Annotated in this window: 21 protein-coding genes and 4 pseudogenes; 11 read left to right on the forward strand and 14 right to left on the reverse strand. The window is 42.0% G+C overall.

Annotation, left to right across the window (positions count from 1 at the left end; genetic code table 11):
- Positions 1–7 precede the first annotated feature (7 nt).
- From traU to H9J30_RS19350, 11 genes are all read right to left on the reverse strand, one after another.
- Positions 8–1,021: a conjugal transfer pilus assembly protein TraU gene (gene traU / locus H9J30_RS19300; protein WP_240132491.1), complete on the reverse strand. Its 1,014-nt coding sequence runs from the start codon at positions 1,019–1,021 to the stop codon at positions 8–10.
- The gene (traW, locus tag H9J30_RS19305; RefSeq protein WP_240132492.1) at positions 1,008–1,712 is read right to left on the reverse strand and encodes a type-F conjugative transfer system protein TraW; all 705 of its coding nucleotides are present in this window, start codon (positions 1,710–1,712) and stop codon (positions 1,008–1,010) included. Before traW ends, traU begins: the two co-directional genes overlap by 14 nt.
- Positions 1,709–2,086 (reverse strand): TrbI F-type domain-containing protein, encoded by a 378-nt coding sequence (locus tag H9J30_RS19310; RefSeq protein ID WP_240132493.1) that lies wholly within the window; start codon positions 2,084–2,086, stop codon positions 1,709–1,711. The genes traW and H9J30_RS19310 overlap by 4 nt, the downstream gene beginning before the upstream one ends.
- Positions 2,087–4,669 (reverse strand): type IV secretion system protein TraC, encoded by a 2,583-nt coding sequence (gene traC, locus H9J30_RS19315; RefSeq protein ID WP_240132494.1) that lies wholly within the window; start codon positions 4,667–4,669, stop codon positions 2,087–2,089.
- A 3-nt stretch (positions 4,670–4,672) separates the two neighbouring features.
- The gene (gene traV / locus H9J30_RS19320; protein ID WP_240132495.1) at positions 4,673–5,122 is read right to left on the reverse strand and encodes a type IV conjugative transfer system lipoprotein TraV; all 450 of its coding nucleotides are present in this window, start codon (positions 5,120–5,122) and stop codon (positions 4,673–4,675) included.
- A 14-nt stretch (positions 5,123–5,136) separates the two neighbouring features.
- Entirely contained in the window at positions 5,137–6,672 is a 1,536-nt protein-coding gene (locus H9J30_RS19325) for a TraB/TrbI/VirB10 family type IV secretion system protein (protein ID WP_240132496.1), read from the reverse strand.
- On the reverse strand, positions 6,672–7,478 hold the full coding sequence (traK, locus tag H9J30_RS19330; protein WP_240132497.1) for a type-F conjugative transfer system secretin TraK: 807 nt from the start codon (positions 7,476–7,478) through the stop codon (positions 6,672–6,674). Before traK ends, H9J30_RS19325 begins: the two co-directional genes overlap by 1 nt.
- Complete coding sequence (traE, locus tag H9J30_RS19335; protein ID WP_240132498.1) at positions 7,475–8,047, reverse strand: type IV conjugative transfer system protein TraE; 573 nt, start codon at positions 8,045–8,047, stop codon at positions 7,475–7,477. The genes traK and traE overlap by 4 nt, the downstream gene beginning before the upstream one ends.
- 42 nt (positions 8,048–8,089) lie before the next feature.
- The gene (gene traL, locus H9J30_RS19340) at positions 8,090–8,392 is read right to left on the reverse strand and encodes a type IV conjugative transfer system protein TraL (protein WP_240132499.1); all 303 of its coding nucleotides are present in this window, start codon (positions 8,390–8,392) and stop codon (positions 8,090–8,092) included.
- A 3-nt stretch (positions 8,393–8,395) separates the two neighbouring features.
- Positions 8,396–8,767 (reverse strand): hypothetical protein, encoded by a 372-nt coding sequence (locus tag H9J30_RS19345; protein ID WP_240132500.1) that lies wholly within the window; start codon positions 8,765–8,767, stop codon positions 8,396–8,398.
- 607 nt (positions 8,768–9,374) lie between these two features.
- Positions 9,375–9,698, reverse strand: a complete 324-nt coding sequence (locus H9J30_RS19350) for a LuxR C-terminal-related transcriptional regulator (RefSeq protein ID WP_240132501.1) — start codon at positions 9,696–9,698, stop codon at positions 9,375–9,377.
- 112 nt (positions 9,699–9,810) lie between these two features.
- Between H9J30_RS19350 and H9J30_RS19355 the strand changes: the two genes are divergently transcribed.
- The 3 genes and pseudogenes from H9J30_RS19355 (at position 9,811) to H9J30_RS19365 (ending at position 12,870) form a co-directional block, all read left to right on the forward strand.
- Positions 9,811–10,071 carry a hypothetical protein gene (locus H9J30_RS19355; protein ID WP_240132502.1) on the forward strand — a complete coding sequence of 87 codons (261 nt, stop codon included), beginning with the start codon at positions 9,811–9,813 and terminating at the stop codon, positions 10,069–10,071.
- Positions 10,072–10,487: 416 nt separating this feature from the next.
- Positions 10,488–11,240, forward strand: coding sequence for a hypothetical protein (locus tag H9J30_RS19360; protein WP_240132503.1), 753 nt, complete (start codon positions 10,488–10,490; stop codon positions 11,238–11,240).
- Positions 11,241–11,843: 603 nt separating this feature from the next.
- Positions 11,844–12,870: pseudogene (locus H9J30_RS19365) on the forward strand (IS630 family transposase).
- A gap of 253 nt (positions 12,871–13,123) precedes the next feature.
- Here the strand turns inward: H9J30_RS19365 and H9J30_RS19370 are convergent.
- Positions 13,124–13,354, reverse strand: coding sequence for a hypothetical protein (locus H9J30_RS19370; RefSeq protein ID WP_240132504.1), 231 nt, complete (start codon positions 13,352–13,354; stop codon positions 13,124–13,126).
- Positions 13,355–13,519: 165 nt separating this feature from the next.
- Between H9J30_RS19370 and H9J30_RS19375 the strand changes: the two genes are divergently transcribed.
- From H9J30_RS19375 to nadS, 5 genes are all read left to right on the forward strand, one after another.
- Positions 13,520–14,719 carry a ParA family protein gene (locus H9J30_RS19375; protein ID WP_240132505.1) on the forward strand — a complete coding sequence of 400 codons (1,200 nt, stop codon included), beginning with the start codon at positions 13,520–13,522 and terminating at the stop codon, positions 14,717–14,719.
- A complete protein-coding gene (locus tag H9J30_RS19380) occupies positions 14,719–15,816 on the forward strand; it encodes a ParB family protein (RefSeq protein ID WP_240132506.1) in 1,098 nt (365 codons plus the stop codon). Before H9J30_RS19375 ends, H9J30_RS19380 begins: the two co-directional genes overlap by 1 nt.
- Positions 15,817–16,102: 286 nt before the next feature.
- Entirely contained in the window at positions 16,103–17,905 is a 1,803-nt protein-coding gene (locus tag H9J30_RS19385) for a DUF4209 domain-containing protein (protein ID WP_240132507.1), read from the forward strand.
- Positions 17,906–18,859: 954 nt separating this feature from the next.
- A complete protein-coding gene (locus H9J30_RS19390) occupies positions 18,860–19,195 on the forward strand; it encodes a type II toxin-antitoxin system RelE/ParE family toxin (protein WP_427915940.1) in 336 nt (111 codons plus the stop codon).
- Entirely contained in the window at positions 19,192–19,479 is a 288-nt protein-coding gene (gene nadS, locus H9J30_RS19395) for a NadS family protein (protein WP_011074394.1), read from the forward strand. Before H9J30_RS19390 ends, nadS begins: the two co-directional genes overlap by 4 nt.
- Before the next feature lie 152 nt (positions 19,480–19,631).
- Here nadS and H9J30_RS19400 read toward each other — a convergent pair.
- Together H9J30_RS19400 and H9J30_RS19405 are read right to left on the reverse strand one after the other, a co-directional pair.
- Positions 19,632–20,261: pseudogene (locus tag H9J30_RS19400) on the reverse strand (recombinase family protein).
- A 64-nt stretch (positions 20,262–20,325) separates the two neighbouring features.
- Positions 20,326–21,159: pseudogene (locus tag H9J30_RS19405) on the reverse strand (IS5 family transposase); the annotation flags it as partial.
- A 236-nt stretch (positions 21,160–21,395) separates the two neighbouring features.
- On the opposite strand from H9J30_RS19405, the gene H9J30_RS19410 reads away from it, so the two are divergent.
- The 3 genes and pseudogenes from H9J30_RS19410 to H9J30_RS19420 all read left to right on the forward strand — a co-directional run.
- Positions 21,396–23,024, forward strand: coding sequence for a methyl-accepting chemotaxis protein (locus tag H9J30_RS19410; RefSeq protein ID WP_240132508.1), 1,629 nt, complete (start codon positions 21,396–21,398; stop codon positions 23,022–23,024).
- A 295-nt stretch (positions 23,025–23,319) separates the two neighbouring features.
- Positions 23,320–24,060: an EAL domain-containing protein gene (locus H9J30_RS19415; RefSeq protein ID WP_240132509.1), complete on the forward strand. Its 741-nt coding sequence runs from the start codon at positions 23,320–23,322 to the stop codon at positions 24,058–24,060.
- Positions 24,061–24,353: 293 nt separating this feature from the next.
- Positions 24,354–24,703, forward strand: a pseudogene (locus H9J30_RS19420) (transposase); the annotation flags it as partial.
- Between the last annotated feature and the right edge of the window lie 12 nt (positions 24,704–24,715).

Below are 24,715 nucleotides of genomic sequence, written 5' to 3' on the forward strand. Positions count from 1 at the left end.
CTTATGGTTACAAAAACACGCAATTGCGTTTTTTGAAGTTGATAAAACCAAAGTTGTCACCCGATACGGGATTGTCGTGGCCACTTTCCCAGATCACCGTAGTGGTGGTGTAGGGGTGGGCCCACAGTGCATCAGGAATGGTGTTCGTCATTTGGTAGCGATAGCGTGATTTGGGCATCAGGGGCATTGGTGTCTGATAGCAAATGGCGCCATCTTCACCGTGGGATTCCCATACAATGCCCTGGCGATGCAATTTGTAGTTCAGACGCTCTAAAATCAGTGTTCCCGCTTGAATTGGGGTGTCGCGGTAATTGGTGGTGCCCGTGAGCGGGTAGGCGCTGCCTTGTGAACCCATACACCAAAACAGCACGTCAAAGGGCAGTACGCTATTTGTTGACGTGGCCACGGCTTCTGTCGCACAGGCTAATTGTGATGTCACATTGCCAAAGAGGATGGCTTCAGGGTTGAGGATAAATGACAACTCATCGTCATCCCACAGCGGATCAATCTCAGTTAAATACGCAATGTCAAAATTGTCGGTGGCCATACATGCCGAGCTTTGCATGAGTTGCAGCCAGTAAATCACCGGATACTTGTACCAATGGCCATGATAGAACGCACCATCGCTGGCATCGTTATCACGGTTAGTCACACGTCCACCAATTTGAGGTGAATTACTGTTGTCGAGCTTCATGCCCATGTTGACCATGCAATAAGGTACGCGTGTCACGTCCACTAAGGTATCAGGCTCCCAGTAGCCGATATTCAGGCCTATTTGCATAAAAATCGGCGGCGGTTTGGGGCAAAATGAAATCGGGGATACAGGGTTGCGGGTATCGGGTAGGCTCCCAGGGATCACCGGTACACTGCCAATGGTCATTGGGAAAATGCAGGACCAACAAATGTCAGTCAGGGGATTGACGAATGTTCCGGTACACGCCGCCTGTGCGTTGGCTTGTGAGGGCATCATTGCCATCCATATGAATAAGGCAAAGAGGCGTTCTGAGTTAATTCGCAACATGGTGGGTTTCCTCCATGAATACCGGAAAATGCGATACATCGATTTCGCTGACTTGCCACATCACGCCCTCTTGCTTAACCACACTCGGAACACGCTTGAGTGTTAAGGCGCGACTGAGGTTGCCTTGTTGGTCAAAGTACATGCGAGCGTGTAATTGGTGATGCAGGGTTTCAGGTTCGCCGCCGGTTAAAATCCATTTGATGGTGTGGGGTGCTTTATGGGCTTTTGCAAACTCTTTGGCCCATAACACCTGCTGCACATCATCCCCATCAAAAAACACCAATGTTTTACTAAACGCAAAGGTGCCGATGTTGGCTTTTTGTAAGGCTGGCCATGTTTTTGTATCAAATGGATTAACCTGTGTGCCTTTGGGGTAAATCAGGTTGCCATTCGCATCATTAATATCTTTGGCCAGCGTTAAGGTCGGATCGACAAGAAACACTTCTGGGTTTTTCGTAGTGATAAGTCCCACTGGACGAGGGCGTTTAACACCAGCTTTGACATTCTCTTGAAATTGCTCGCGCATACTGTCTAGCTCACCCGTTTTTTCAAATGTTTGCAGACGGTTCTCTATCCACTGCAACATGTCGATTTCGGCAATGGGAAAGACTTGGCCAACAGTGCCAAGTGACGCCGCATTAAGCGGCAATAGCGGGCATAGTGTTAACAAGGCCAGCGCGAATTTGTTCATTTTTGCGTGGTCTCATTCAGTTGGGCACGTTTTGCGTCGTTTTGGGCTTGCAGTGCTTGCAGGAGTAACTGCTCAATCTCTTGAGTGGCATTTACCGCGCCGCTGACGATGGCAGGGCTGACGAAAACGACAACATGGTTATTTGTCGCATACTCACGTACCACGTCATCAAGTGTTTGGCTAAATCGTGCGATTTCTTGTGCCCGTTGGTCATCGGTTAACTCACTTTGGCCAATCGATTCATGAAATCGGGCTACGGTTTCATTCATGTCATATTCAACGATACTTGGCTGACGTGTGACAGGTGAAAACAAAGCAAACCCAACGGTCAATATCAGTGTGGTTCCTAATATAGCGGGTAAATATTTGGCCATTTATGCGGTCTCCATGGGGGTGGCAGCTTTTAATATGGCGTCAAAACGGACCATATCATCGGGATAGAAATGTTGGGCTGTTTGCTCAATGGCATCGAGTAACGGCATGCCGCCTTTAATCAAGTTTTCGCAATATTCAAACTCCCTCGGCTCTGTTGAGAGCATGGCGCGAGACCATGGATCGGCAAAAATACGGTGAAATGACACCAGTCCTCCGGCTTTGAGCATGACGCAGGAGTGCCCTGCATCATTGGCGCGTGGGAAGGACTTGATCATGTGCTGTTCAAATGGCGTGAAATGATCAGGATGACGCGCGAGAAAATCCCCGAATCCATCCCCTTGGCGTAAGGTGATATGAATATCGGAACTGTTGAGGGCCGCTTCTGCCTCGGCATTGGCAAAGAAGTCGTTCATCCCTTGGGTGACGGTGGCAAAGGAGCCGCCAAACTTTCGTACTGTGCGATAGCCTTCGTTAATGAAGTCCTTACTTTGCGCATTGGCGCCGCTCATCAGTGACCAGGCTTCCTCAATTACACAGATTTTCGGCGTAGAGCGTTGGCCAGAGAGGTACATTTGTTGGCTAATCGTCACCATCAGCGCAAAGATGACGGGACGTTGTAGCTCGCCTTTAAAACCATCGAGTTCAAGGGTAGTGATATCGATATTGGGATCGAGCATCGAGGGCTTGTTGAAAATGGCGCCATGAATACCCGTCGAGCAGAACTTATTAAGCTGCGCCGCGATATCACTGATGCGCGTGTCATTGCTTTTCTCTTGGGCAATCTCATACAGCGCTGATTGCACGTGATCGATAAGGGTGTCATTTCCCCACATTTTCCATGCGCGTAAAATGGCATCACCGAGCAGTGCAGTTTGAAAACCGGTGAGTTTTTCATCGGGTGATGCCATGGTGGCAATCAGGGCGGTGATATTGCCGAGCACTTCGGTGATTGGATCAATCAGATGGCCATCATTATCAACAATTCGGCCAAACGTGCCGGCATCACGAACACTTTGGACTTTACCCAAGTGGGTAAAGGGATTGAGGAATATTTGCGTGCTATCGAGATAAACCCCACCAAGGGTTTGAGTGAGCTTTTTATAACTTTGGCCTTTGTCCAAAATCCACGCTTTGCCGCCTTTAGCAAAAATGGATTTCACTAAGGCTTGCATGAAGAAACTCTTTCCCGCACCAGAGCCGCCAGTGATGGCCATGTTGTAGTTATCACTACCGCAGTTAAACGGATCGAAATAGCTAATTTGATGGCGCATTGTTGGTAACAACAAGCCCGCTGAGAGGCGCTTATAGTCGGACACAATCGGTAAGAAGTTCACCAGATTGGATGACGTCATCATGAAGCTTAAGCCGGCATGCTGCACATCTTTCATAAACCCTTCGCTCATCGCAAAAGGTAAGGTAGACAGGGTGCATTGACCTTGCAGCATGTGATTTCGAAAGAGATCTATCCCCGCTGTGCGAAAGGTTGCCACCGCTTTGGCGGTATCATTACGCTGTTTCTTCGTGGTGGTGTATAGGGTGACATTTAATGTCATGGTGGTGATTTTGAAGGCATGTTCACGCAGCCCTTTTTGTAGCTGTTGCCGCTCTTCCAGTTCCTCTGCGGCACTTGGAATGAGTAAGCGCATGGGCGAGTTTACGGTCTTGGTGAGCGAGGAGATTTTACTGTCATTACGAATAGTTTGATCGCCCGTTTTATTGACGTAAAACGCGACACTCACGCGGTATGGACACGGAATGCTGTTCATGGTGTAACTGAGCGAGGCGATGCAGTTGGGGAAGCTGTAGAGCCTAAAATCGCGTGGGAGTCCTTTTAGGCCTAAATTGACTAAGGTGGTTTCGACACTTTCCTCTGACGCCATTGGTGTGTGACGAATATTGACGGAATCACGGTTGATGATGAATTCACTGTCGGGGCTCAAAATTTGGCTATTGAGCGGTTGATATTCGTTATAGGTTGCAGGAATTACCCTGTCCTGACTTAGCGATAAATTCAGGTGTTCACGGCAATGTTCAATCAGCTCCTGTGCAAACATCCGCCGAACGTGCATGCCCGTTTGTGCCAGCTCTGACTCGATACTTAAGCGCATATCGAGCAGTGCGGTCATGTCTTCCGTCGTTGATACGAAGAAAAAGCCTTTGGCATTTTTTAAGTCGTAGTGATAGGCGCTGCTGAGTTTGGTTGAAAAGCCTTTTGTTGCGCAGTGTTTGGCATAAATGGCTTCATTAGAGGCAAATTTGTCACAAATCGCATTACGGCCAGTGAGCAATGCTTGGTTCTGCTCGATGAGCTCGCCAACTTGGTTATTACCGACCATGACGAATTGATAGCACCATTTGTCGCCCTCAGGCAGGGTACAAATCAGCGCATTGAGGGTTTTAATCAAATCATCATTTGCACCACCAAAGAGTGAAATGGAAAACGCAAACCCGCGAGAGTTGGCGTTCTCAAACACTTGTTCAACATCATCAAAAAAGCGGTATGGCAATTCATGATGCAGGTGATTCTGTTTTTGTTTACTGGCGGCGTAAAAGCGTTTGAGGTCATGTGTTGGTTGTGTCATGGCTTAATCCTGCTTGATGTACTGTGCAGGACGGCCCGTCCAACGGCTCTTGTCGACGACAATATACACATCGCTGATATCCACATAATCCCCGCGTTCGTTGATATAAGGGAATATAGTGACCTTCTGGACTGACTCAGAGGTGCGCTGCGGTGCGCCTCGGCGGTCACGGCGTGGTAAAGGGATAAAATCGTGTTGTGGACTTGCCTGTTTAGGTAACGCAGTGCGTTGATTGGTGATGGCGGCCACGGAGGGGCTCACCGTTTGCGGTTGGTTAAATGCCCCGCTGTCAGTCAACTGTCTGACTTCCATCATATTGGTGCAACCATTGATGCCGCCCACTTTATCACAGGCGTAATCACCGTCTAATCCAGCGGCGCAGCCGCCTAACAACCCTGTCAATAGGCTGATACTGATAAGCTGACGTAATGGGGTTTGAATGTGTGTTTTCAAAATGGACTCCTGACTTAGTTAGCTCTGCCAAAGGGGGAATTATCGGTATTTACCGGCATTGGAGGGCGTTGCCCTTGCTGGTTATATTGCTGCGAAGCTGATGGCTTTGGCGAGGATGGCGCAATGTTCGCGGGCATCTGTTCCATCAGTGGATTACTAATGGTATTGAGTATTTGCGCGGTCGCACTGGTGGGTGTTTGTGCTTGTTGTGCGAGGGCTTCCTCGTACTCCTTAATACCAACCGGATCGAGCGGAAAGCCTTTTAAGAATACAATGTTGACGGTATTGCCAGGATTGAGCTCAATGATTGGGTGATATTGCTCTGCTAATTTGATGTAGTAATCTGCAAGCTTGCTGCCGACACTGGCACTGGCGCTACCGGCAAGATTGAGCAGTGCATCACTGCCGTTAACCGTTGATGTGGAACCGAGTGCAGAGTTAGAGGTTGTTTGGCTAAGTGCTTGGCCAGTCTCACCAAGTCCAGTCAAAATGCCGCTAATACCTGCCATTTGAACGATTTTTCCGTTTTTCATAATCGCGGTACCACGAATACCATTGCGGCCATAGTTAAACACGGTCGCCTCGACTGGAATGTCGATGATTTCATCTTCAAAAATGCAGCTAAGACGAGTGGTACGCACAATGCCTCGGCTTGATGAAATCTCACCGTATGCCGCGCCTAATATGGTGCAGTTATTCAGCTTTGAGGGCTTGCCGTTTGGGAGGATGCCTTGGTTAATGGTCTGAAACACCATCGGGACGGTATCGCCTTGGCCATTGACCCCTGCATTCGCATCTGCGCCGCCGGTGACGACTGCGGTGACAAACGAACCCGCGGGGACATAGTTCTCGGGGGTACGTTTTTTCGGTAAGTTATCTTCAGGGGTTTCCCAATTGAGGGCAAAAGAGTCGATCCCATTTTGGGTTGCAGGGGGCGTGATAGCACCGCCTTGATAGGATGAGTACCCTTGTCCATCAGAGACGCTTGGGCGAGGTGGTAAGGTTTGCTCACCGAGATAACGTGACGCCTGTCTAACCGGATACGCGGATGCATCACTATCCGATGGCGTCATATCATAGCCTTGATCCCCATTTGATTGAGGCCATTGGGCGCTGACTTCCTCAATTTTGGCGTCAATCCGGTCATTAATCGCTTGCTGCATATTGTCAAAATTGCGTTTTATTTCCTTTTGGTTGTTTCCATTGCTCTGCTCTAGGCTCTCAATGGTTTTGAGCAGCCTATCAATAGTTTTTTGCTGTTTATCCAGGGCAAGTTGTTGCACGGTTAACGCGCTTTGATTGTCTTTGAGGGTAAAGTCGCTATCGATGACTGCGCCAAAGTCGATATGGTTATTGTTGACAAGGGCTGTGGCGGGTTTCGGTGCTGGTTTGGCCATATATGCATCTGCGGCCAAATAGGTAATACCCGCCAATGTGGTGACGATACCGAGGACTAGCCAGTTACGTTTGCTATTAGCTTCGTTTAAGGATTGCCCGTTTTCAAAGTGAGCTTCAGGATCTTTTTTGAAGTAATCCAAGAAGTTTTTCATTACATCACCTCCCCGCCTGACACGATAAAGAGATGGCCAGTTTGATTCGGTGCCAGTTCATAGGTCGAGAGTGCTGCAGCTCGAGTGGTAGGCGAATAAAACTGGGCCGTGGTTAAGGTGATGGGGGCTGATGAATGATTCGTGAGGCGATAGATGATGCCGTCGAAATATTTGCCACTGAACACAATACTGGGCTCTGTTGTTAGTCCGGTGGGCTTTGGCATTTGTGCGTTTAAGTGCGTAAACATCGCCTCATCAATGGACGATTCAGTCCCTCTAGGCTCATTGTCAATGTTGGCTGTTTCGGCGCCATCATTGACCATATGCACCCGATATCCGTCTATCGGATTGCTGGTGTTTTGATAGCGGATCATTTGTGCGACGAACTCGGTGATCATCGTCGGATAAGGTGTTTTCTTATCAAACACGGAGGGTTGCTCTTCACGATAACGTTCAGGCGTAAAAATGGAGGTGACGGCGGGGATGGCTTTGGGATTGATGAACAATCCAAAATGCCTGCCCTTTTCGGTTGATACATACGCGGTAAAAGGCATCGCAAGGTTTAAATTGACTCGGGCAGAGCCTGACTTGTCGGTTTTAGTGCCTGTGACCACACAAAATCCTTCAGGGCAGTCTATTGAAGTGATTTTATCCCCTTCGACCACTAAGCGGTTGATATCGACACTGGATAGCTCAATGGGCACAGTTTCGCTGTCATTGAATGCGTAATATTTGGGCGGCGTATTGGCAGCAAACGCACCACTAATGGGCAAAAGCGCGCATGCTGTTATGAGGGCTTTTTTCATGATTGAGCTTCCTTTTGTGGCACTTTCTTGATGGCTTTGAGCGATAACTGGCCATGGGTGTAATCGAGATCGATGATGTAACTGAGGGTTTCGGGTTCGAGTGGGCGTTTTCCCACATATTTACTGAGCGTGCCGGTGACTTTGACGAGACGCTCATCTAGCGCGACTTGTGTTTGTTCAATGGCAAAATGACTACTGATGTTTTGTTTTTTCATGGTCATCGCATCATCAACGAGCAGCGGTTGCATCTGATGCCAATCGGCTTCATTGATGTAACTCGCCAGCTGTTTGTATTGATGGTCAACGGAACCTGGTGTGACATTGAGTTTTAGAAACACAAAGTATTCCGCCATCTGTTGCAGATAGGGCTCATCAATCGCACCATCTGAAACAGTAAATTTCTGACTAATCGTTGGAGGTACTAGCGTGCGACTCTTATTGAAATAGGCCATCCATGCGACACCCGCGAGAATGGTGTTAGCGACCATTGCGAGCACAAATCCAATGAGTAGTAGTGTGTTGAGAGACTTAGCGAGACTGATAAAATCAATTTTGTTGCGATTGAGCATGGGGCTTCCTAAAAGGGGGCCCTGCCCCCTAACTCACATCATTTAGCGTAACCAATACCGGCGACATGCCGCTGGTGTGCGTTTTAGAAATGACGAACTAAATTCCGAGGGTGCATACCAATAGGCCGTGAGCCTTAAAATACACATGCCGTATTGGGATTTGATGCGGCGCATCCCCAAGAACCAGATTGCCGCGAGTGCCATACCGATCAGGGCATGGTTAGCCATAAACAGGATCCCGAATAGCACCAGCGCAGGGCCTAATTCATCAATGGCAAATCCTAACAACGTGGTGGTGTTATTGAGATGCTTGGGGATGCTATAAAACTGAGTGGGATTATCCACGTCTTATAAACCCACGACCTTTAATGCTACGTTGATGAAGATCATACCGACGATGAATCCACCAATGGCTGCGCCCCAGTTCTTCGTCAAGAAGCCGACAATGGCGGCAGAAATGAGACCAACAACTAATAGCGCGAATTGAGCGGTAGAACCTGTACCAACGGTGTCAACTATTTCGGACTTAGCCGGTGCAAATGGATCGGCTGCATGTACATCCCAGGAGAGAATTAACGTTGCAACGACACAAATAATGAACAGGCCAATGACGCGCATCCAAAAGATGAATCGATCGCTTGGCATATGTCTGGCGAGTCGTAAGAGCTCTTCGTTAACTTCAGCTTGTTGTGCACTTGGTTGTAGGGGTTTAGCATTCATAGTTACTTCCTTAGTACTGAGATCCTATTTTGGGATCGTTGTTGAAAAAATTTTTTACGATTTCTCCTTGTCCTTGGTTCCCATTCTCAACTCATCAAAGCGGTTGAGATGGTCGATTAATCGAGCTTGAGTTTGACTATCGATTATTTTTTGTAGAGGCTGTCAAATTGATATGAGTAGACTTAATCATTCCGCGGACAAGTGACTGTTGGTTAACGGGTAGTCAGTCCGCGACCTACGATTTGAGCGGAAATGTGTCTAAATATTGGTTTAATAATCTTTCTGCAATCTGCACTTTAGTCTCTAATCCACTGCCATCTAACTGAAATTCCTGAATTTTTCTGTTATTTCGGCCTGACAATTTCACAGTAACCTTTACAGATGGAAAACCTTCAGAGGTTTTTCGAACTAATTGGTTAGGCATGCATAAACGCCTCGTATCGGTGCTCTTGTTTATGGGTGAATAACGGAATCAAGCCCCTTTATGCTCATAAACAAACTAAAAATGTTTTTTATGAGTCTTTTGTGCTGCAGATGTATTGTGTGTAAAAAATTTATAAAAGTATGTCACCCTGAGAGGTGACAAAATCACATGACTTAGATCACATTAAATTATGTAAGGGAATTGGTAATTGAATGCTGACGCAAGTGTGAAACTGTGAAATCGACTATGGAAAATTATTCGTAAGTCGGTAGATGATTCAGTATTTAGTTTTATTTTACATCTACTTATATAGGTTTTAACTGTATTGTGGTTTGCTCTCATTAATGTAGATACTTCACCAGTATGCATACCACATGCAAACCAATATAAGGCTTGAGCTTCTTTTGTTGATAGTTCTGAGAATAGTTTTTCAACTATTTCAAATACGTTCTGAGGTGGATTTTTTTTGAAATATGTAATTAGATCCTTGGTATGTGATGCTGCCATACATACTCCTTGTATAAGTTGGGCAGATAAATGTTAAAAAATACAGGAGGAACAATTCAAATCATATGTGATTTGAATTGTTCCTTTGAATACGAGGTTTGTCAAGAAAAAAATGAATTCAAATCAAAAAATATATTCAACAGCTGCATTGGATAAAATAAAGAAATCTCAAAAGCTACGTGATATCTATAAATTGCTGAATGATGGTGAAGAGCCAAGTATTGAACAGCTACAAACTCTCAGGAATAGATTGAACGTAAATCGCTCTATTCCGTCCATAGAGTTTGTTGGTGAATGTGTGAATGCTATTCCAGCTCTCCATGATTTGACACTTAGGGAATTTTTTGACCTAAAAGATTTGAAAAACAAGTAAGAGTTAGATAGACTAAATACAGTTCTTGAGGTGAGAGTGCAGCACATAGCTTGCTATCACCACATTAACGTTAGTTATGTGGTGTACGTTTACACCAAGAATTAGAGTGTGCTGAGACTGACCTCTTGGCGTGAAGCATTCGACAAGAAAGCCGCCTTATCCGAATGGGGCGGTTTTTTTGTGTCCAAAATTCAGTAAATTAAGATCATTGATCTTTGCGATCGTTTCCATTACATTAGATCCATCGTTTGGATTAGTCACCCAAACACCTACAACATTCGGAACCTATAAAATGCCATTTATTTTTTTTGGCTGCCATTTGCAGCACCTAATCTATAGACACATACGACCACTTTGCTTAAGTCATGCTTTGATCATTCGATCTCCGAAGCTGTACTGCATTGCGGGCATGTGTCATGCAAAAATCTAAAGCTGATAAAGCTCGAATCAAGCGCCAGAAGTTACGTTCAGTAAAACGCGAAGCGGCACTGCACGTTAAAACGCACAAAACGGCGGTTGGCTCAAATGCCTATAAAGCAAGTCTTGAAGGCTTTAAGGCTAAAGGTGCTCGCTTACCTCGCTATTTTAACGAAGTGATCAATAACGCCCGCAAATTGATTTACAGCCGAAAGCTTGAAGTTGACGACGGCGGCATATCTAGAAATATGTCTGAACGCACTAAGCGCAAGCTGTTTGAAATCGTTGTAACTATGATTACTACGTGCGATCTACTGACCGGCCAAGTGGGTATGGCCAAGAATATCGGTTTCGATACAACTAGCCATGACTCGCTGATGTTAGCTCATGCTAAACGTTGGGGTGAAGCGATCCCGAGCTCTACTTGGTATAGATACATCGATATGCTTAAAAAGTCAGGTGTTTTCACTGTACAAGAAGTTAAAATTGCAATCGAAGATAACAGCGCAGCCGGCGAGGAAAAAACTATTCGTTCGGTGGCCGCTTACAAATGGCTTTCTTCACGCTTTTTGCAAGCGATAGGTGCCTACTCTGACACGATAAGAGCGCAGATCAAACAAGCATATCAAAGAGCTATTTCTAAGGGATTGTCATTCACTTGGCGAGTATACAAACGCCAGCTGCCAAACAAACAACGCTTTACCCCTGATATGTTCTTCTCGCAGGGATTCTCACAACCTAAAACACATTAAGCCCCCTTCTAAGAGAACCGTCTAGCTGACGGTGCCCTACCCTGCCCGAATGCAAAAATAACAGTAATTAAAGTCTGTTTAGCGGTAAGTGAGAGCCTTAACGTGCCAATTTTCACCTAATAACAATTGAAATAAACAACGTTTACCATCAAATCATGTCGCCCTGTGAATAACTACTGTATATGGATATCAAAATGGGAGTAAGAAAAAGGAGTAAAAAACGAGAGTCCAAAAGCTTTTTTCTTTTTAAGTAAAACTTATGTATTAATAAAAGATAAATTATTAAAAGGCATAGAAAACGGTGGATAAATCCACCTATAGAAGATGCCTCGCCAATTCCTGGCTTACGCCAGGGGCGAGATCTAACAGCAAAAGCACCGCTGCACATTCCTTTTGTCATACGACCGTTAAACTTCAAACGTGCTAAACTATCGCTAAAGATCAAAAGCTGTCTAGCAGGGAGTATCTGCAAGTATGATGCCAATGCATGATTTTTACGTTGAGGAGGATATTGGAAAATGGCTAAGTGTAAGAATTCGTACGTAATACCAATTATATTAATTATGTGATCTAATTGGTCATCAGTTTTTAATCATACAAAATATGAATCATCCCCACATCGCAGCCTTAGTTAAATCGGAGGAAAGTGTACGCAAACGTATGCGCTATCTTGCATTACTCCATTTCACTGAAGGTTATTCTCGTACCGCCATCGCGAGCATGCTTAAGGTCAGTAGAACCAGTATCAATCGCTGGGTCACCGCCTATTTAACCCATGGACTGACTGGCCTTGACGATACGCCCAATCCGGGCCGTCCTGCGACACTCTCCAGCCCACAGCTCGCTAAGCTTAACGCGTTTGTACAGCACAGAAGTCTATCTGCACAAGGTGGCAGGTTGATGGCCAAGGATGTTGGCCTGTTTATTCAGTCTGAATTTGGCGTGACGTTCAAGCAAGCGAATATCTACCGCTTGTTACATCAACTTGGCTTCTCATGGATTACCACTCGCTCTCGCCATCCGAAACAATCTGAGGCTATACAAGAGGCTTTTAAAAAACTTCCGGATGGCAACGATCCTTAACACACCTGGGCACGTTGCACTCGATCGCATTGACGTTTGGTTTCAAGATGAAGCCCGCTTTGGCCAACAGAATACTACCACCCGTATTTGGGCTGAGAAAGGCGCCCGTCCACGGGCCGTCAAGCAGCAATAATTTGAACATGCGTATCTATATGGCGCCGTGTGTCCGGCAACAGGCGCCACGGAAGCCATTCTCGCCCCGTTTGCCAACAGCGATTATATGCATGAACACTTAAAATTGATCTCGGCCGCAACACAATTTGGACGGCATGCACTGGTCATCATGGACGGTGCGGGCTGGCATCAACAAGATTTGGCCGATGACTTTGATAACCTCAGTATCGTCAAACTCCCCCCATATTCACCTGAACTCAATCCAGTAGAGCAAGTCTGGCAATGGTTGCGTCAACATGTACTGGCAAATCGCAGCTTTAAGGGCTACGACGATATTGTCGAACAGTGCTCTATCGCATGGAATACCCTCATTGAGAAGAAAGCAAGAGTGATAGAATTGTGTACCAGACAATGGGCAATTCTGACCAATTAGGCTAAATTTGCCCAACGCGCCAAAAATGTAAAGTTAGTCTATGTTTAATAATAACAATTAATTAAGTTAGATTTGGCGGAAATTTCCAGAATCCCGGCGGACCCTCTGATATGCGTATGAATTAGAATCAATTTTAAAATTTTTCAGTATGAATGATTTTAACTGATTGATTTTATGTTAATTTTAATTTCAGTAGGTGGGGAGTTTAGCCAATAAAAGGCAGGAGATAGACCCCTGCACAATATCATTGTTATTAATGCTGAAGTGTTAACTGCTTTAATACTCGCTGTCGTAACCAATCAGGTTTTGTGACTAACCATTGAATCAACAATCCCGATGGGATCATTGGTAAGTCGATTAGACGCGCTTTTTCAATTTGGTTATACTGAAATTGTGACATAAGTTTAGTTACCTTTATCCTAGGTTGTGGCACAGGCCAGTGATGATCTTGACCATCATCATTGGCCGTATTTTTATCCATCATTTCTCATTTCAATACCCTCAACTTCCGTATTTTGTTGTTTGGCCACATTAACAGTCTGACCAAATTCGGGTACTTTTAACTTTAAAATAGTAATTCCATCGAATATAAGTATACACTTTAAATATTAAGGTATACACTTATATTTAATTATTTGAGGAGAATTTCATGGATAGCATGCAGACTACAGAGACTTTTCAAGTGCTTAAAATGGGGGCTGATGCCTATATTAAGCGCCGTAACCAACGGTTATTGTCTAATCACAGGAAAGAGTTGCGAAAATTTACGCGTGCAGAAGCCTTTACCTATTTGGACATTGATGCAAAAACACTTGATAAATATGTATCTACAGCGGATTTTGATCCAAGGCGGCATGAAGATTCTCAATGGCTAATCAACATAGAAGAAATGTATCAGTTACGAGATTTGCTGCCAGAAAACTTACGTAAAGCATCTAAATTTAAGCGCAGTGATAACCAGAAAATGCAGGTTATTGTTATACAAAATCAAAAAGGTGGTGTTGGTAAAACCGTTTCTGCTGCAACAATTGCTTCAGGCTTGGCTACTGAGTTTCATCAAGAGTATCGGGTAGGCCTTATCGATATGGATGGTCAAGCTACTTTGTCCATGTATTACGCACCAGAAGCGGATCTAGAAGGTTGTTTATCTGTTGGCGATCTCATGATGAATAATTTTGATCTAGATGAAGGTGAGACTCTTGAACAAGTCGTTTCAAACGCATTCTTACCTACAACTATACCTAATCTCCGTATTTTGCCTGCATCACAAAGTGATAGAGCTATTGAAGGTTGGTTTCATGAACAAGTATTTGGTCAAAAGTTAACCTCCCCTTACTCTCTTTTGAACACGATTATCAATGCTGTTCAAGATGAATTCGATATCATCATTATCGATACCCCTCCTTCACTAGGGTATGCAACTTATAATGCATATTTTGCCGCTACCAGTGTAGTTTTTCCGTTGTCCATCACTGAAAACGATATTGATGCAACATGTTCCTATTTTAGCTATATCCCTCAAGTTTGGGCTTTACTGGCGAATGCTAATCATCGTGGTTATGATTTCATGAAGATTTTAATTACAAATCATCGTGATAGTGCAACAACAACCGATCTAATGAATACGTTATACGATCATTTTGCGCCTTATATGTACTCAAATGAATTTAAACATAGTGAAGCTATTCGTCAGTCATCTTCGTTGCTTTCTACCGTGTTTGATATGTCTAAGAGCGAATACCCTAAGAGTAAAGCGACATTCCAAAGTGCACAGCAAAATTGTTATGAAGTAACCAGCCAAGTCCTAAGAGATATTGTGAACGTCTGGCGTGAACAGGAGCAAGCATAATGGCTAAAAAACGTGGGGTAATGAGCCCTCTAGGCAATGCTGTTGGTGCCGAAGAAGCACAAATAAATGCAGCCAAAGCTAATATTGAGTCTTTAAAACGCCAAATTACAACTGAAATAGAAAAAGTAAGTGAAGACGTAACGTTATCTCTTCAAAATCTATTTGGTCTTGAATCTGTAGGTAAAAGCTTCCTATGGCAATTAGCTTCGGGTGCTACTGCTACATTTACTGAAGCAACATTATCATATGAACAAGTTCGCGATAGTACCTATGTGACTTTTGATGTTAACGGGCGTGACCAGGCATTATTAAATGCTGATTCTCTACAAGACCTTGATTCATTAGCCTTCCAGCAATTTTATCCAGCAGTCGCTAGAGAAGTGAATGGTAAACTCGATGTGTTAGATGGTTCTCGACGCAGAGCTTGGTTTTTATTGCAAAATGGTAAAGTTGATATCTTTCGTATATTGGTAACTAAAGATGATATTTCACTTTCTGACGCTAAAGCATTAGCTAAGCAACTCCAAACCGCAAAAGAACATAACTTACGTGAAATTGGCCAACAATGTTTATCTTTGGAAAAAGCTAATCCTAAGATTACACAGGCTGAAGTAGCTGCTCAACTTGGAATGAGTCAGGCTGGTGTGAGTAAAGCTTTAAAAGCCGCTAAGGTCGATGAACGTTTGGTGAAGCTTTTTCCTGTGGCTAATGACTTGTCACATACTGACTACGTTTTGCTGAATAAAGTTATGGAAGTATATGAATTTGAAGATGAATTAATAGAGTTTATTAATAATTTAACTCAGAAAGTTGTCATTATTCAGGCTGAATATTCAAGGGTAGAACGTAAATCGGCTATCATCAAAGCGATTAAATCAGAACTTCAGATCGCTAAGGATATGAAGAGTAAAGCACAGGTTAGTGTTACTAATCTTGCGACATTTGATAGCTCTGGCATTTACGCAAGAAAGCGCATTAAAGGGCGCAACTTCGCTTATGAATTTGGTCGACTGTCTTTAGATATTCAACAGCAGTTAGATGTAGCAATTGCAGATGTTTTGAAAAAGAATAAATTTAACACAACATCTGATTTTTAAATTTTTCGGGGTTTGAAGCTCAATAGAACGAAAACGTACGCTAACCTTCTTGTTGGAGAGTATTAAAGTATCATATTGGTTGTAACTCGCTTTTGTTCAAATTCGTGTCAGGCCGATCAGTTCTGGCACGTTTATGCCCCTTTCCCATTTAGAGTTATCAATCAGGTCTGTCACCATCATCACATTTGACCAAATTCTGCTAATGGATCATTATGCCTAACGTTGACTATCCATGTGATACATATGTATCTACCGATTCAGTGGTTATTTAGTTAGAGATCCTAGAATGTGCGATTATGATGATACACTTCAAATAGAACAAGCCATCTTTCATAAATGCAGATTTGATGAGATAGACGAAGATTTACTAAAATATGGTTCGGGTTACCGATTAGCTTCTCTTATCGCAAGAGCTGAGGAAGATGGGAGTGAGCAATTAGCAAAACTATATAAAGTTCTTAGAAAAGCGTGTGAGTTACGATTGAAATCGGGCAATAGGCTAGAGCCTTATGAATGTTATGGGAAAGAGTCTATCTCAGGACTATTTACTAATAATGATTTTCAAATTCTTGATGAGACACGAAAACATACCTCATGCAAAGCCTTTATTGCCAGACTTAGTGATTTAAGATGGCTATACCACAGACCTAAGTCGATCAGCGATGCACACACTGTAATAGAATTATATACGAGCTATGATATTTGTCAGGACAATTGGCTAGACAGCATAAAGTATTACTATGAGAGAGCTATAAGGCTAGGTTTACAGCTTGGTAAGGGGTGCGCTGACAAATTAGATAATATAAAAACCAGTTTAGTTTCAGCGCTTGAACCTGATTACCCCGAAAGCAAGTTTATGAAACTTTGGATAGCTGAACTGTTGGAATTATTTTCCCAAGATGAAGATGAAATTAGAGAAATCGCGGAACGTTTCACATCAATCGCGCAGGAACTGAGCGAGCAAGATGACTATTATTCTGCTCGACTATATTTAGAGCATGTATCAACTAAATATAGAAAAATTGAAGATGATGTAAACTGGCTTGAAACAAGGATTCGTATAGCAAGCTCTTGGGAAAGAGAAGCCTCTATCCGAGACCAAGCATTGGTCAAAATGACTTTTTTTGAAAATGCGATTCAATCCTATCGAATGATACCTAATGCAGATAGAAGCACATATGGTATTGATGAAATAATTAGTGACCTAAGGCTGAAGCTCCGTGATGCAGGAAAAGCAGCTGTAGATGAAATGATCACAATCTCAGTCAAAAGCCCTGATGTATCAGATATTATAGAAGAGTCTATAAAGCACGTTTCAGGTAAAGAGACTCTAGATATAGCTTTATTGTATTTCTGCGGGCTTTATTCGGGTATATCAAAATCACAATCTATTGAGTCAGCAATTGAGAATTTAAAAGTAGGTGTTGTTTCTCATCTTTTTGGCATGGTGCAATTATCTGGCGATGGGCGAAAAATAGGTAAAGAAGCTCCGCTTATGCTGTCAGAACAAGGAATACCTGAGGATACACCCAAAGCACAAGCTATTGATAATGCGATTATGGAAGCTGACTTCGTTGTAAAAACACAAATACTACCAAGCCTTGCAACCATTCTAGAGGAGCATGATATAACTTTACATGGATTGGAAACTGTATGCTCCGTCTGTCCAATCATCCCTGAACAAAGAGCAAAATTATTTGCTAAGGGATTGTATTTTGGTTTTGAATATGACTTTGCCTCTGCAATCCATCTACTTGTTCCTCAATGGGAGCATATAGTCAGAACTATTCTTAAAGAGAGTAATGTTCATACAACCATGCTTGATGCGGATGGCATAGACATGGAGTATGGATTGTCCACTTTATTGGAGAAAAAGGAAGCAGAAGAAATATTCGATGACAATTTACTGTTTGAGATGACAGCTTTTTTAACACATAAACGTGGTCCTAATCTCAGAAATGAACTAGCCCATGGTCTTCTAGACGATGACAGAGTATGCAGTTATTCCGCTATATATTGGTGGTGGAGATCTCTTAAACTAGTAGTACATTCTCTAGTTCATAGAGTTGATGATACCGAAGATTCGTAGTCACTTTTTTCAAATTTCCCATACCTAAAGTAATTTGCGGATTACTAAATTAGCAAGGTCACTGACACACCTTTGTCCCAACACGTGTCAGGCCGATCAGTTCTGGCACGTTTATGCCCCGCAATGAGCTGGATAGTAAAGTGGAAAAATAAAGGGGAAAAAAAACCAAGAAAACTTGGGTTTTATTTTCCCATAAAATGGGGAACGAATTTTTTTAACTTTAAAAAATTTAGGTCTAAGTTAATCACCTGGTTTGTGATCATGTGGTTTTAACGGCTTATGTTTACTTGGTGTGTTAGTTCGTTGTCTTTTATCCGGCGTTCCATCATCATTTTCTCTTTTCGGTCCTGGTTTAATGAACATATGTATACCCTTTGTAATGGTTTAAGTTGTTTATTCACCATTATAATAACCACTTTTTTACTAAAACATAGACTTAAAAATTTAAAAACAGTAAAGAAATTTATTGGTAAGGGTAGAAATTTAACTATTTGTGTTCATCATTGGCTTGTTTTTCATTTTATCGAATTATTACTCTCTGTTTAAAGCTGGCTTATCGATTAAAAATCTAATCCTAATGTACTATTTCATATAAATGGTTAATGTCTTGAATGTGGTAGCTACTGCCCTTATGACGTTGAATTTAGCCATGTAGAATTTTTTATTCTATGATATCCGATATTGCACAAAGGACTGTTTAGTTCGCATTAGTGACGGTAGTCTTAAATTTTTGCCCTATATTTTTCTCATCTGAACCATCCGAATTAGAGCAAATAATCTAGCACGTTTCAGTCTAAAACTGAGCCCGTGAATCACTCTACACCAGACTGATTCAATAAAGCAGTCTTGACGACTGTGTGGTATCAACACAATGGCAAATGACCCTGTGTTGATTACCACATCCTTAAGGTGTACAATGTACACCTTAAGGATGTGGTATAAGGATTTTAATTAGTGAGCCATGCTATTGAGTTTGTCGAAACCTCGATCTTTACAAGACAGATCAAGGAACTTGCAACAGATGACGAACTAAAGGATTTGCAAGCAGAGCTTATTGCTCAGCCGGATAAAGGCGATATTATCAAAGGTACAGGTGGCCTACGAAAGGTTAGAATGGCTGTAGGCAACAAAGGGAAGAGTGGCTGTATACGAGTGCTCTATGTCCTTGCTCTGGCAGATAAAATTTACTTGGTACTCGCTTATCCAAAAGCAGTTAAAGATAGCCTAACTGCGGAAGAAAAGGCCAAATTAAAACTAATCGTTCAATCACTTAAAGGAGAGAGCAAATGAGTATATTTAACGAACTTCAAGCCTCCCTTGAAGAAGCGGTAGAAATTCATCATGGTCTCAAAAAGCCCGCTCGAGTAACTCGTTATGAAGTTGCCGACGTTAAGTCAATCCGTGAAGATCTGCTTAAAGTGACGCAGGCCGAATTTGCTGCCACGATGGGTGTCAGTGTAGACACCGTTAAAAGTTGGGAAGGTAAACGCCGCAATCCTGCAGGATTAGCAGCTAAAGTGCTTGCGACTATTCAGCAAGATCCTAAAATCTACGCAGCCCTTGCTGCTCACTAAAATTATTCAAAGGCTCTTCTTGGGCCTTTGAATTACCCCTATCTGAATCACTCTAGGACAGACTTATTCACGCTAGCCTTAAAACAGACCCATTTTGCCCCGTATCTTCCGTCCAACGGAGCTTGTTTTTTGCCTTAGAATGAATCAATTCTCTAGAGATTTGATTCATTAGTTTTTAGCTCGCTCAACTTGGCCGTTTTAGCAATAGTCGAACGACAGCATTTAAGTAGACTTTGCACCTGTGACCAGCTTTTCCCTTCATCGAGTAGTAACCGAATATTTTGCCTTAATCCATGGTCAGGCTGACGGCCAAGGTATTTCCCTAAGGCTTTGGCCTTTTCGATGCCTTGCGCTTGTCGCTTTCTTCTTATCTCGTAATCATCTCTAGCCATTGCGGCGGCCAAATCAATCATGAACTCCGTCAGCACTTTTGCGATCATGGTGTGTTCTTCTGTGCCACTTAAGATCCCATGTGTCATTGGTTGGTCAACAACGACAATATGAATATTGGCTTTTACCAACTTATTTTTTAGGACTGACCATTGCTCGAAGGGGAGGCGAGATAATCTATCGACTTTTTCTATGAGTAAAGCATCACCTGGGTGAGAGTTCATGATCAAGCGCCCAAGTTCAGGCCGTTCAATTTTCGCCCCAGATTGTGTCTCGGTATAAAAACTAGCTATACGAACATTTTTACTATCTTAAAACTGAACCAACTCATTTCTGGTTCGATTAGCATCTTGTTCATCTGTCGATGCGCGCAGGTAGGTTCGAATAAACATTTTGCCTCATTTGGTGTAGGGTGCAGTTTATGATACTAGTGCGAGTAGGATTGAAAATTAACATATAGCGAACCAATTGGCAGTGGGATGAAGTTAGTTTGCCTGGGATATACATGGCAGTTTCTGAGATTGACCGACGATGATACCCATAGCGCTTCTTCCATTGTTTATTTGAACCATGAAGTTGTTGCCAACTGACCGCTAAGTTACGTGAATGTCCTGGTTTCCAGAGCGCTGTACCTTCCCGAGGCGAGATGAGCACTAAAGCGCGTTTTCTACGAACAGCATCATGACAGGCTCTTGTGTCGTAAGCACCATCAACTGAGATATTGCAGATTTTTCGATGGGTTTGTTTGAGCAAATTCGGCATGACTTCAGCGTCGGTCACATTTGATAAGCTGAATTCTGTACCTATGATCTCGTGAGTATGTGTACCAACGGCAATGTGTAGTTTACGCCACACTCGGCGTTTGCCATCTGTACCATGTTTCTTCATTTTTCACTCACCTTCACCGTAAACCTTTAAGCCTGTGGAGTCAATTGCCAAGTGCTCGATGATGCCACGAGTATTGATTTTAAAAGCAATATTGACCGTTTTTGCGCGTTTACTGATGCAAGTGTAATGTGGACACATTAGTGGAATGCCACCCAATTTAAACACCGAGTTAATGAAGCCTTGCAGCGCTCGCAGTGGCATAGAGAAAACACGTTTAACCATCAGCGCAGTGGTAATGGCTAAGTCGCTAAACACGCGAGGGCGACCTTTCCTAGGTTGCTCTGCATTGGTTTTCCAATGGGCAATAGCGCCTTTATCAATCCAGAAGGTAAGTGAGCCACGATTAATTAAAGCTTGATTGTATTGCTTCCAGTTGGTTGTTTTATAACTAAGTTTTGGCACGGTTGAGGGGTTAGTTGATAGACTGTGTCGATCAGGTCAGCGCCTACTGCTTTAGTTCAACCGATTTAGGAAACAAAGCCCTACACCAATCATCTTTAAGAGTATATACTAGTTACAGCATGAGTAAGTGATAGTCGTTTTGATAGAACATTCTTTTATCCACAAATATTTCGTCAAATTATAGTAGTTTCTAGCTAAAGAATTTATTTAGATTTCTAATATTTAAGGTGTCATTAATGAAAATTATTAAACGTCTGTACTTTGGCTTTGCTACATTACTATTAATAATGATTGGTATCACATGTTTTGGTTTGTTTAAGATCAGTATTGCTGAACAGAATTTAACACAATTATCTGAGCAAACAGCCGTCGAACAACGTCAAGCTATCAATTTCCGTGGTAGCGTTCATGACAGAGCTATTACTATAAGAGATATTGTATTAACCAAAGATCTCGACAACGCAAAATTACTCCAAAACGACATTATCCAATTGAATGAGTTTTACCAGAAAGCGGCTATTACATTAGATCATATGTACGCAAAGGCGACTCATAGTCCTGATGAAGAAAAAATGTTAATGTTAATCAAAGATATAGAAAAAATCACGTTGATTTTAACAAATGACTTAGTCAGTATGGTCAATGATGGTCGTCAAGCCGAAGCAACCAATTATTTGATTACTAAAGTTTCACCAGCATACAGCGAATGGCTGAAGCGGATTAATAAATTAATTGACTACCAAGAGGTAGTAATACAGCATCAAGTTTCTGCTGCACGAGAGCAAACAAATAGTTTCCAATGGACGATGCTTATTGTCACAACAATCGCAGTTATTATTGGCATTATTGTCTCTATGAGTACGGTTAATAGATTAAAGAGGCTTATTGGGGGTGAGCTAGAGTATGCCGCTTGGGTGATAAAAGAAATCGCATCGGGAGACCTTACTACTCAAGTTAAATTTCACTCTTCTGATAGTATTTTAAGTGCCCTTCAAGGTTTAACTGAGCATATGTCGGGGATTACTAAAAGTTCAATGAATGCCGCCACCGAATTACTTATGGCATCAAACGAATTACTACTGACTGCAAAATACAACGAAAAATTAATTAACAACCAAAAGATAGCTACTGAGCAAGGTGCAACAGCAATAAACCAGATGTCATCAACTGTTTCTGATGTAGCAAACCACACAACTACTGCCGCAGAATTAGCACTAACCGCAATGAATGAATTTAATTTAGGACAACATGAAGTTGGCAAAACTCAATCAAGCATTAATGAACTTGCTGAGAAAGTTAGTGAAGCCGCCATTGTTATAAATAATTTGTCAGAAGATAGTCGTCAGATAGGTTCAGTCTTGGAAGTTATTCAAAGTATTGCAGAGCAAACCAATTTACTTGCTCTTAATGCAGCTATCGAAGCAGCAAGAGCTGGTGAACAAGGTCGTGGGTTTGCTGTTGTTGCTGACGAAGTTCGTAATCTTGCTCGTCGTACTCAAGAATCCACAAAACAAGTCCAAACCGTCATAGAAAAGATGCAAGGTAACTCAATGAGTGCTGTTTCAGTAATGAATGAAGGTAGAGTTCAGGCTGAAATCAGTGTCAAACAAGCAAAATCAGCGGGTGAGTCACTAAGTGTAATCAACTTATCTGTCACAAAAATAAGTGATATGAACACCCAAATTGCAACGGCTGCAGAAGAACAGTCAGTTGTAGCTTCAGAAATAAATAGTAACTTCAGCCAAATTACTCATTCAGCAACGCTAGCAGAGGAACAAGCAAGTAAAATTACTATTGCAAGCCAGAAGCTTGAAGTTTTAGCAAAAACCTTAGAGCGGAATGTAAAACAGTTTAAGACGGCATAATTTAGTCTTCTTGATATAAATTGGTTATAAAAATAAACTGTTATTTTTCAGATTTTTGCTAGTTAATTTTGACTTGTGGTTTAGAAAATTTAACAACAGTGGTTAATATCATGTATACAAGGGATAACTTGACTTTAAATGCAGTGATGATTTGAAGTGTTATTTATGATTAATGGATTCAACGAATATAAATATTTAATTTACGTTCTTTTTGTTGAAATTAGTTGTAAACAAAATTTATCTCAGGTAAGTCATAGTTAAGGATGTATTTATTAATATTTTTTGAGGTGTAAAAATGATAAATGATAAAGATAACCAGTCTAAATTTAAAGTTGTTGAAAATATAGAGTTTAAAAAAATTTTAAATAATAATCATTTATTTTCTTATGTTCAATTAATTGTAGATTTAAAGAGTTGTACTAATTTTGGATATGAATTTTTAATTAGAGGCCCTGTAAATTCAAGACTACATGCGGCTGATAAGTTGTTTTATTTTGCTAAGGAGCTGGGGTTACAAAGAAATCTCGAGATCGCTTCCATAAATTTACATCTAAATAATGCTAGCAACTCAAGTTTAAATGGATGCTTCACAATTAACCTGACGCCAACTCTATTACTTGATGAAGAGGTACAAAATATACTCATCAATTATAAGTTTCCTCATAAAATAAAGATAGAATTTACAGAACATTTAAATATTGAAGATTGGAAGCCTATAAATAAACACATAGAAAAGCTAAAGTGTTATGGATATGACTTTTGGCTTGATGATGTTGGTTGTGGTTACTTTGATTTATCTTTAGTAAATGAAATTAAACCTGATGTGGTAAAGTTATGTATTAAAATAATTAGCAAGTTAAATTTCGATGAATCTTTAATAAAAGATATATCGCAACTTGTTGAAAATGTGCACAAATATGGGGGGATGGTTTTAGCCGAAGGCGTCGAGAATGCTAACCAACTGACTATAATAAAAAATCTTAATATTGATTTGGCTCAAGGATATTTTTTTGGAAAGCCAACACCGCTTATTTGAGGTTTTGTTTCCTAAATCTATTGAATTAAAACCGTCCTTGCAGATCTTATCAGAATATGGACGTTGTTGCCTAAATCAATCTTAGCAATGCCTTTCCCTGCAGGGATGGTAGTGTACAAATTTCTGTGTCATTTCTTTAAGCTATACCCAAAAGAGATGATTAATGACAACTCCTATTTTTGATATCAATGCGGCCATTCAAGCGCTACGAGAAGGAAAAGACCTCTGTTCTGGTCTAATCCCATCGGACACTTAATTTTGAGACAGTATGGTCAATAAATTAAGAGGTCTATATGAGTCTGAAGAAATCACATAAGAGTTATCCCCAGACATTTAAAGATGAAGCTGTCTTGATGGTGCTAGAACAAGGTTATAGTGTTGCCGATGCGGCAAAGTCTCTTGGAGTTAGCACGAGCTTGCTTTACAACTGGAAGGAAAAACACCAAGCCCTGAAACAAGGTGTCACCTTAGAAGAGTCTGAGCGTGATGAGCTAAAACGATTACGTAAAGACAACAAAGAATTACGAATGGAGAAAGAAATTCTAAAAATACCCATGGGGCACGCCGAGGCCAGCGCCTTCTTTGCGAAACAAATGAAGTAAAATTTCGTTTCATCAAACTGCAATCTCACCTGTTTCCCATAGTGTAGTGGCAC

Origin of the sequence: Shewanella cutis (genome assembly GCF_022410515.1) — a bacterium.
GTDB lineage: Bacteria > Pseudomonadota > Gammaproteobacteria > Enterobacterales > Shewanellaceae > Shewanella > Shewanella cutis.

Excerpts from the sequence above, each read along its gene's own strand:
- traU (WP_240132491.1), bottom strand. The coding sequence starts at position 1,021 with ATGTTGCGAATTAACTCAGAACGCCTCTTTGCCTTATTCATATGGATG.
- traW (WP_240132492.1), bottom strand. The coding sequence starts at position 1,712 with ATGAACAAATTCGCGCTGGCCTTGTTAACACTATGCCCGCTATTGCCG.
- H9J30_RS19310 (WP_240132493.1), bottom strand. The coding sequence starts at position 2,086 with ATGGCCAAATATTTACCCGCTATATTAGGAACCACACTGATATTGACC.
- traC (WP_240132494.1), bottom strand. The coding sequence starts at position 4,669 with ATGACACAACCAACACATGACCTCAAACGCTTTTACGCCGCCAGTAAA.
- H9J30_RS19325 (WP_240132496.1), bottom strand. The coding sequence starts at position 6,672 with ATGAAAAACTTCTTGGATTACTTCAAAAAAGATCCTGAAGCTCACTTT.
- traK (WP_240132497.1), bottom strand. The coding sequence starts at position 7,478 with ATGAAAAAAGCCCTCATAACAGCATGCGCGCTTTTGCCCATTAGTGGT.
- traE (WP_240132498.1), bottom strand. The coding sequence starts at position 8,047 with ATGCTCAATCGCAACAAAATTGATTTTATCAGTCTCGCTAAGTCTCTC.
- H9J30_RS19345 (WP_240132500.1), bottom strand. The coding sequence starts at position 8,767 with ATGAATGCTAAACCCCTACAACCAAGTGCACAACAAGCTGAAGTTAAC.
- H9J30_RS19350 (WP_240132501.1), bottom strand. The coding sequence starts at position 9,698 with ATGGCAGCATCACATACCAAGGATCTAATTACATATTTCAAAAAAAAT.
- H9J30_RS19355 (WP_240132502.1), top strand. The coding sequence starts at position 9,811 with ATGAATTCAAATCAAAAAATATATTCAACAGCTGCATTGGATAAAATA.
- H9J30_RS19360 (WP_240132503.1), top strand. The coding sequence starts at position 10,488 with ATGCAAAAATCTAAAGCTGATAAAGCTCGAATCAAGCGCCAGAAGTTA.
- H9J30_RS19370 (WP_240132504.1), bottom strand. The coding sequence starts at position 13,354 with ATGATGGATAAAAATACGGCCAATGATGATGGTCAAGATCATCACTGG.
- H9J30_RS19375 (WP_240132505.1), top strand. The coding sequence starts at position 13,520 with ATGGATAGCATGCAGACTACAGAGACTTTTCAAGTGCTTAAAATGGGG.
- H9J30_RS19380 (WP_240132506.1), top strand. The coding sequence starts at position 14,719 with ATGGCTAAAAAACGTGGGGTAATGAGCCCTCTAGGCAATGCTGTTGGT.
- H9J30_RS19385 (WP_240132507.1), top strand. The coding sequence starts at position 16,103 with ATGTGCGATTATGATGATACACTTCAAATAGAACAAGCCATCTTTCAT.
- nadS (WP_011074394.1), top strand. The coding sequence starts at position 19,192 with ATGAGTATATTTAACGAACTTCAAGCCTCCCTTGAAGAAGCGGTAGAA.
- H9J30_RS19410 (WP_240132508.1), top strand. The coding sequence starts at position 21,396 with ATGAAAATTATTAAACGTCTGTACTTTGGCTTTGCTACATTACTATTA.
- H9J30_RS19415 (WP_240132509.1), top strand. The coding sequence starts at position 23,320 with ATGATAAATGATAAAGATAACCAGTCTAAATTTAAAGTTGTTGAAAAT.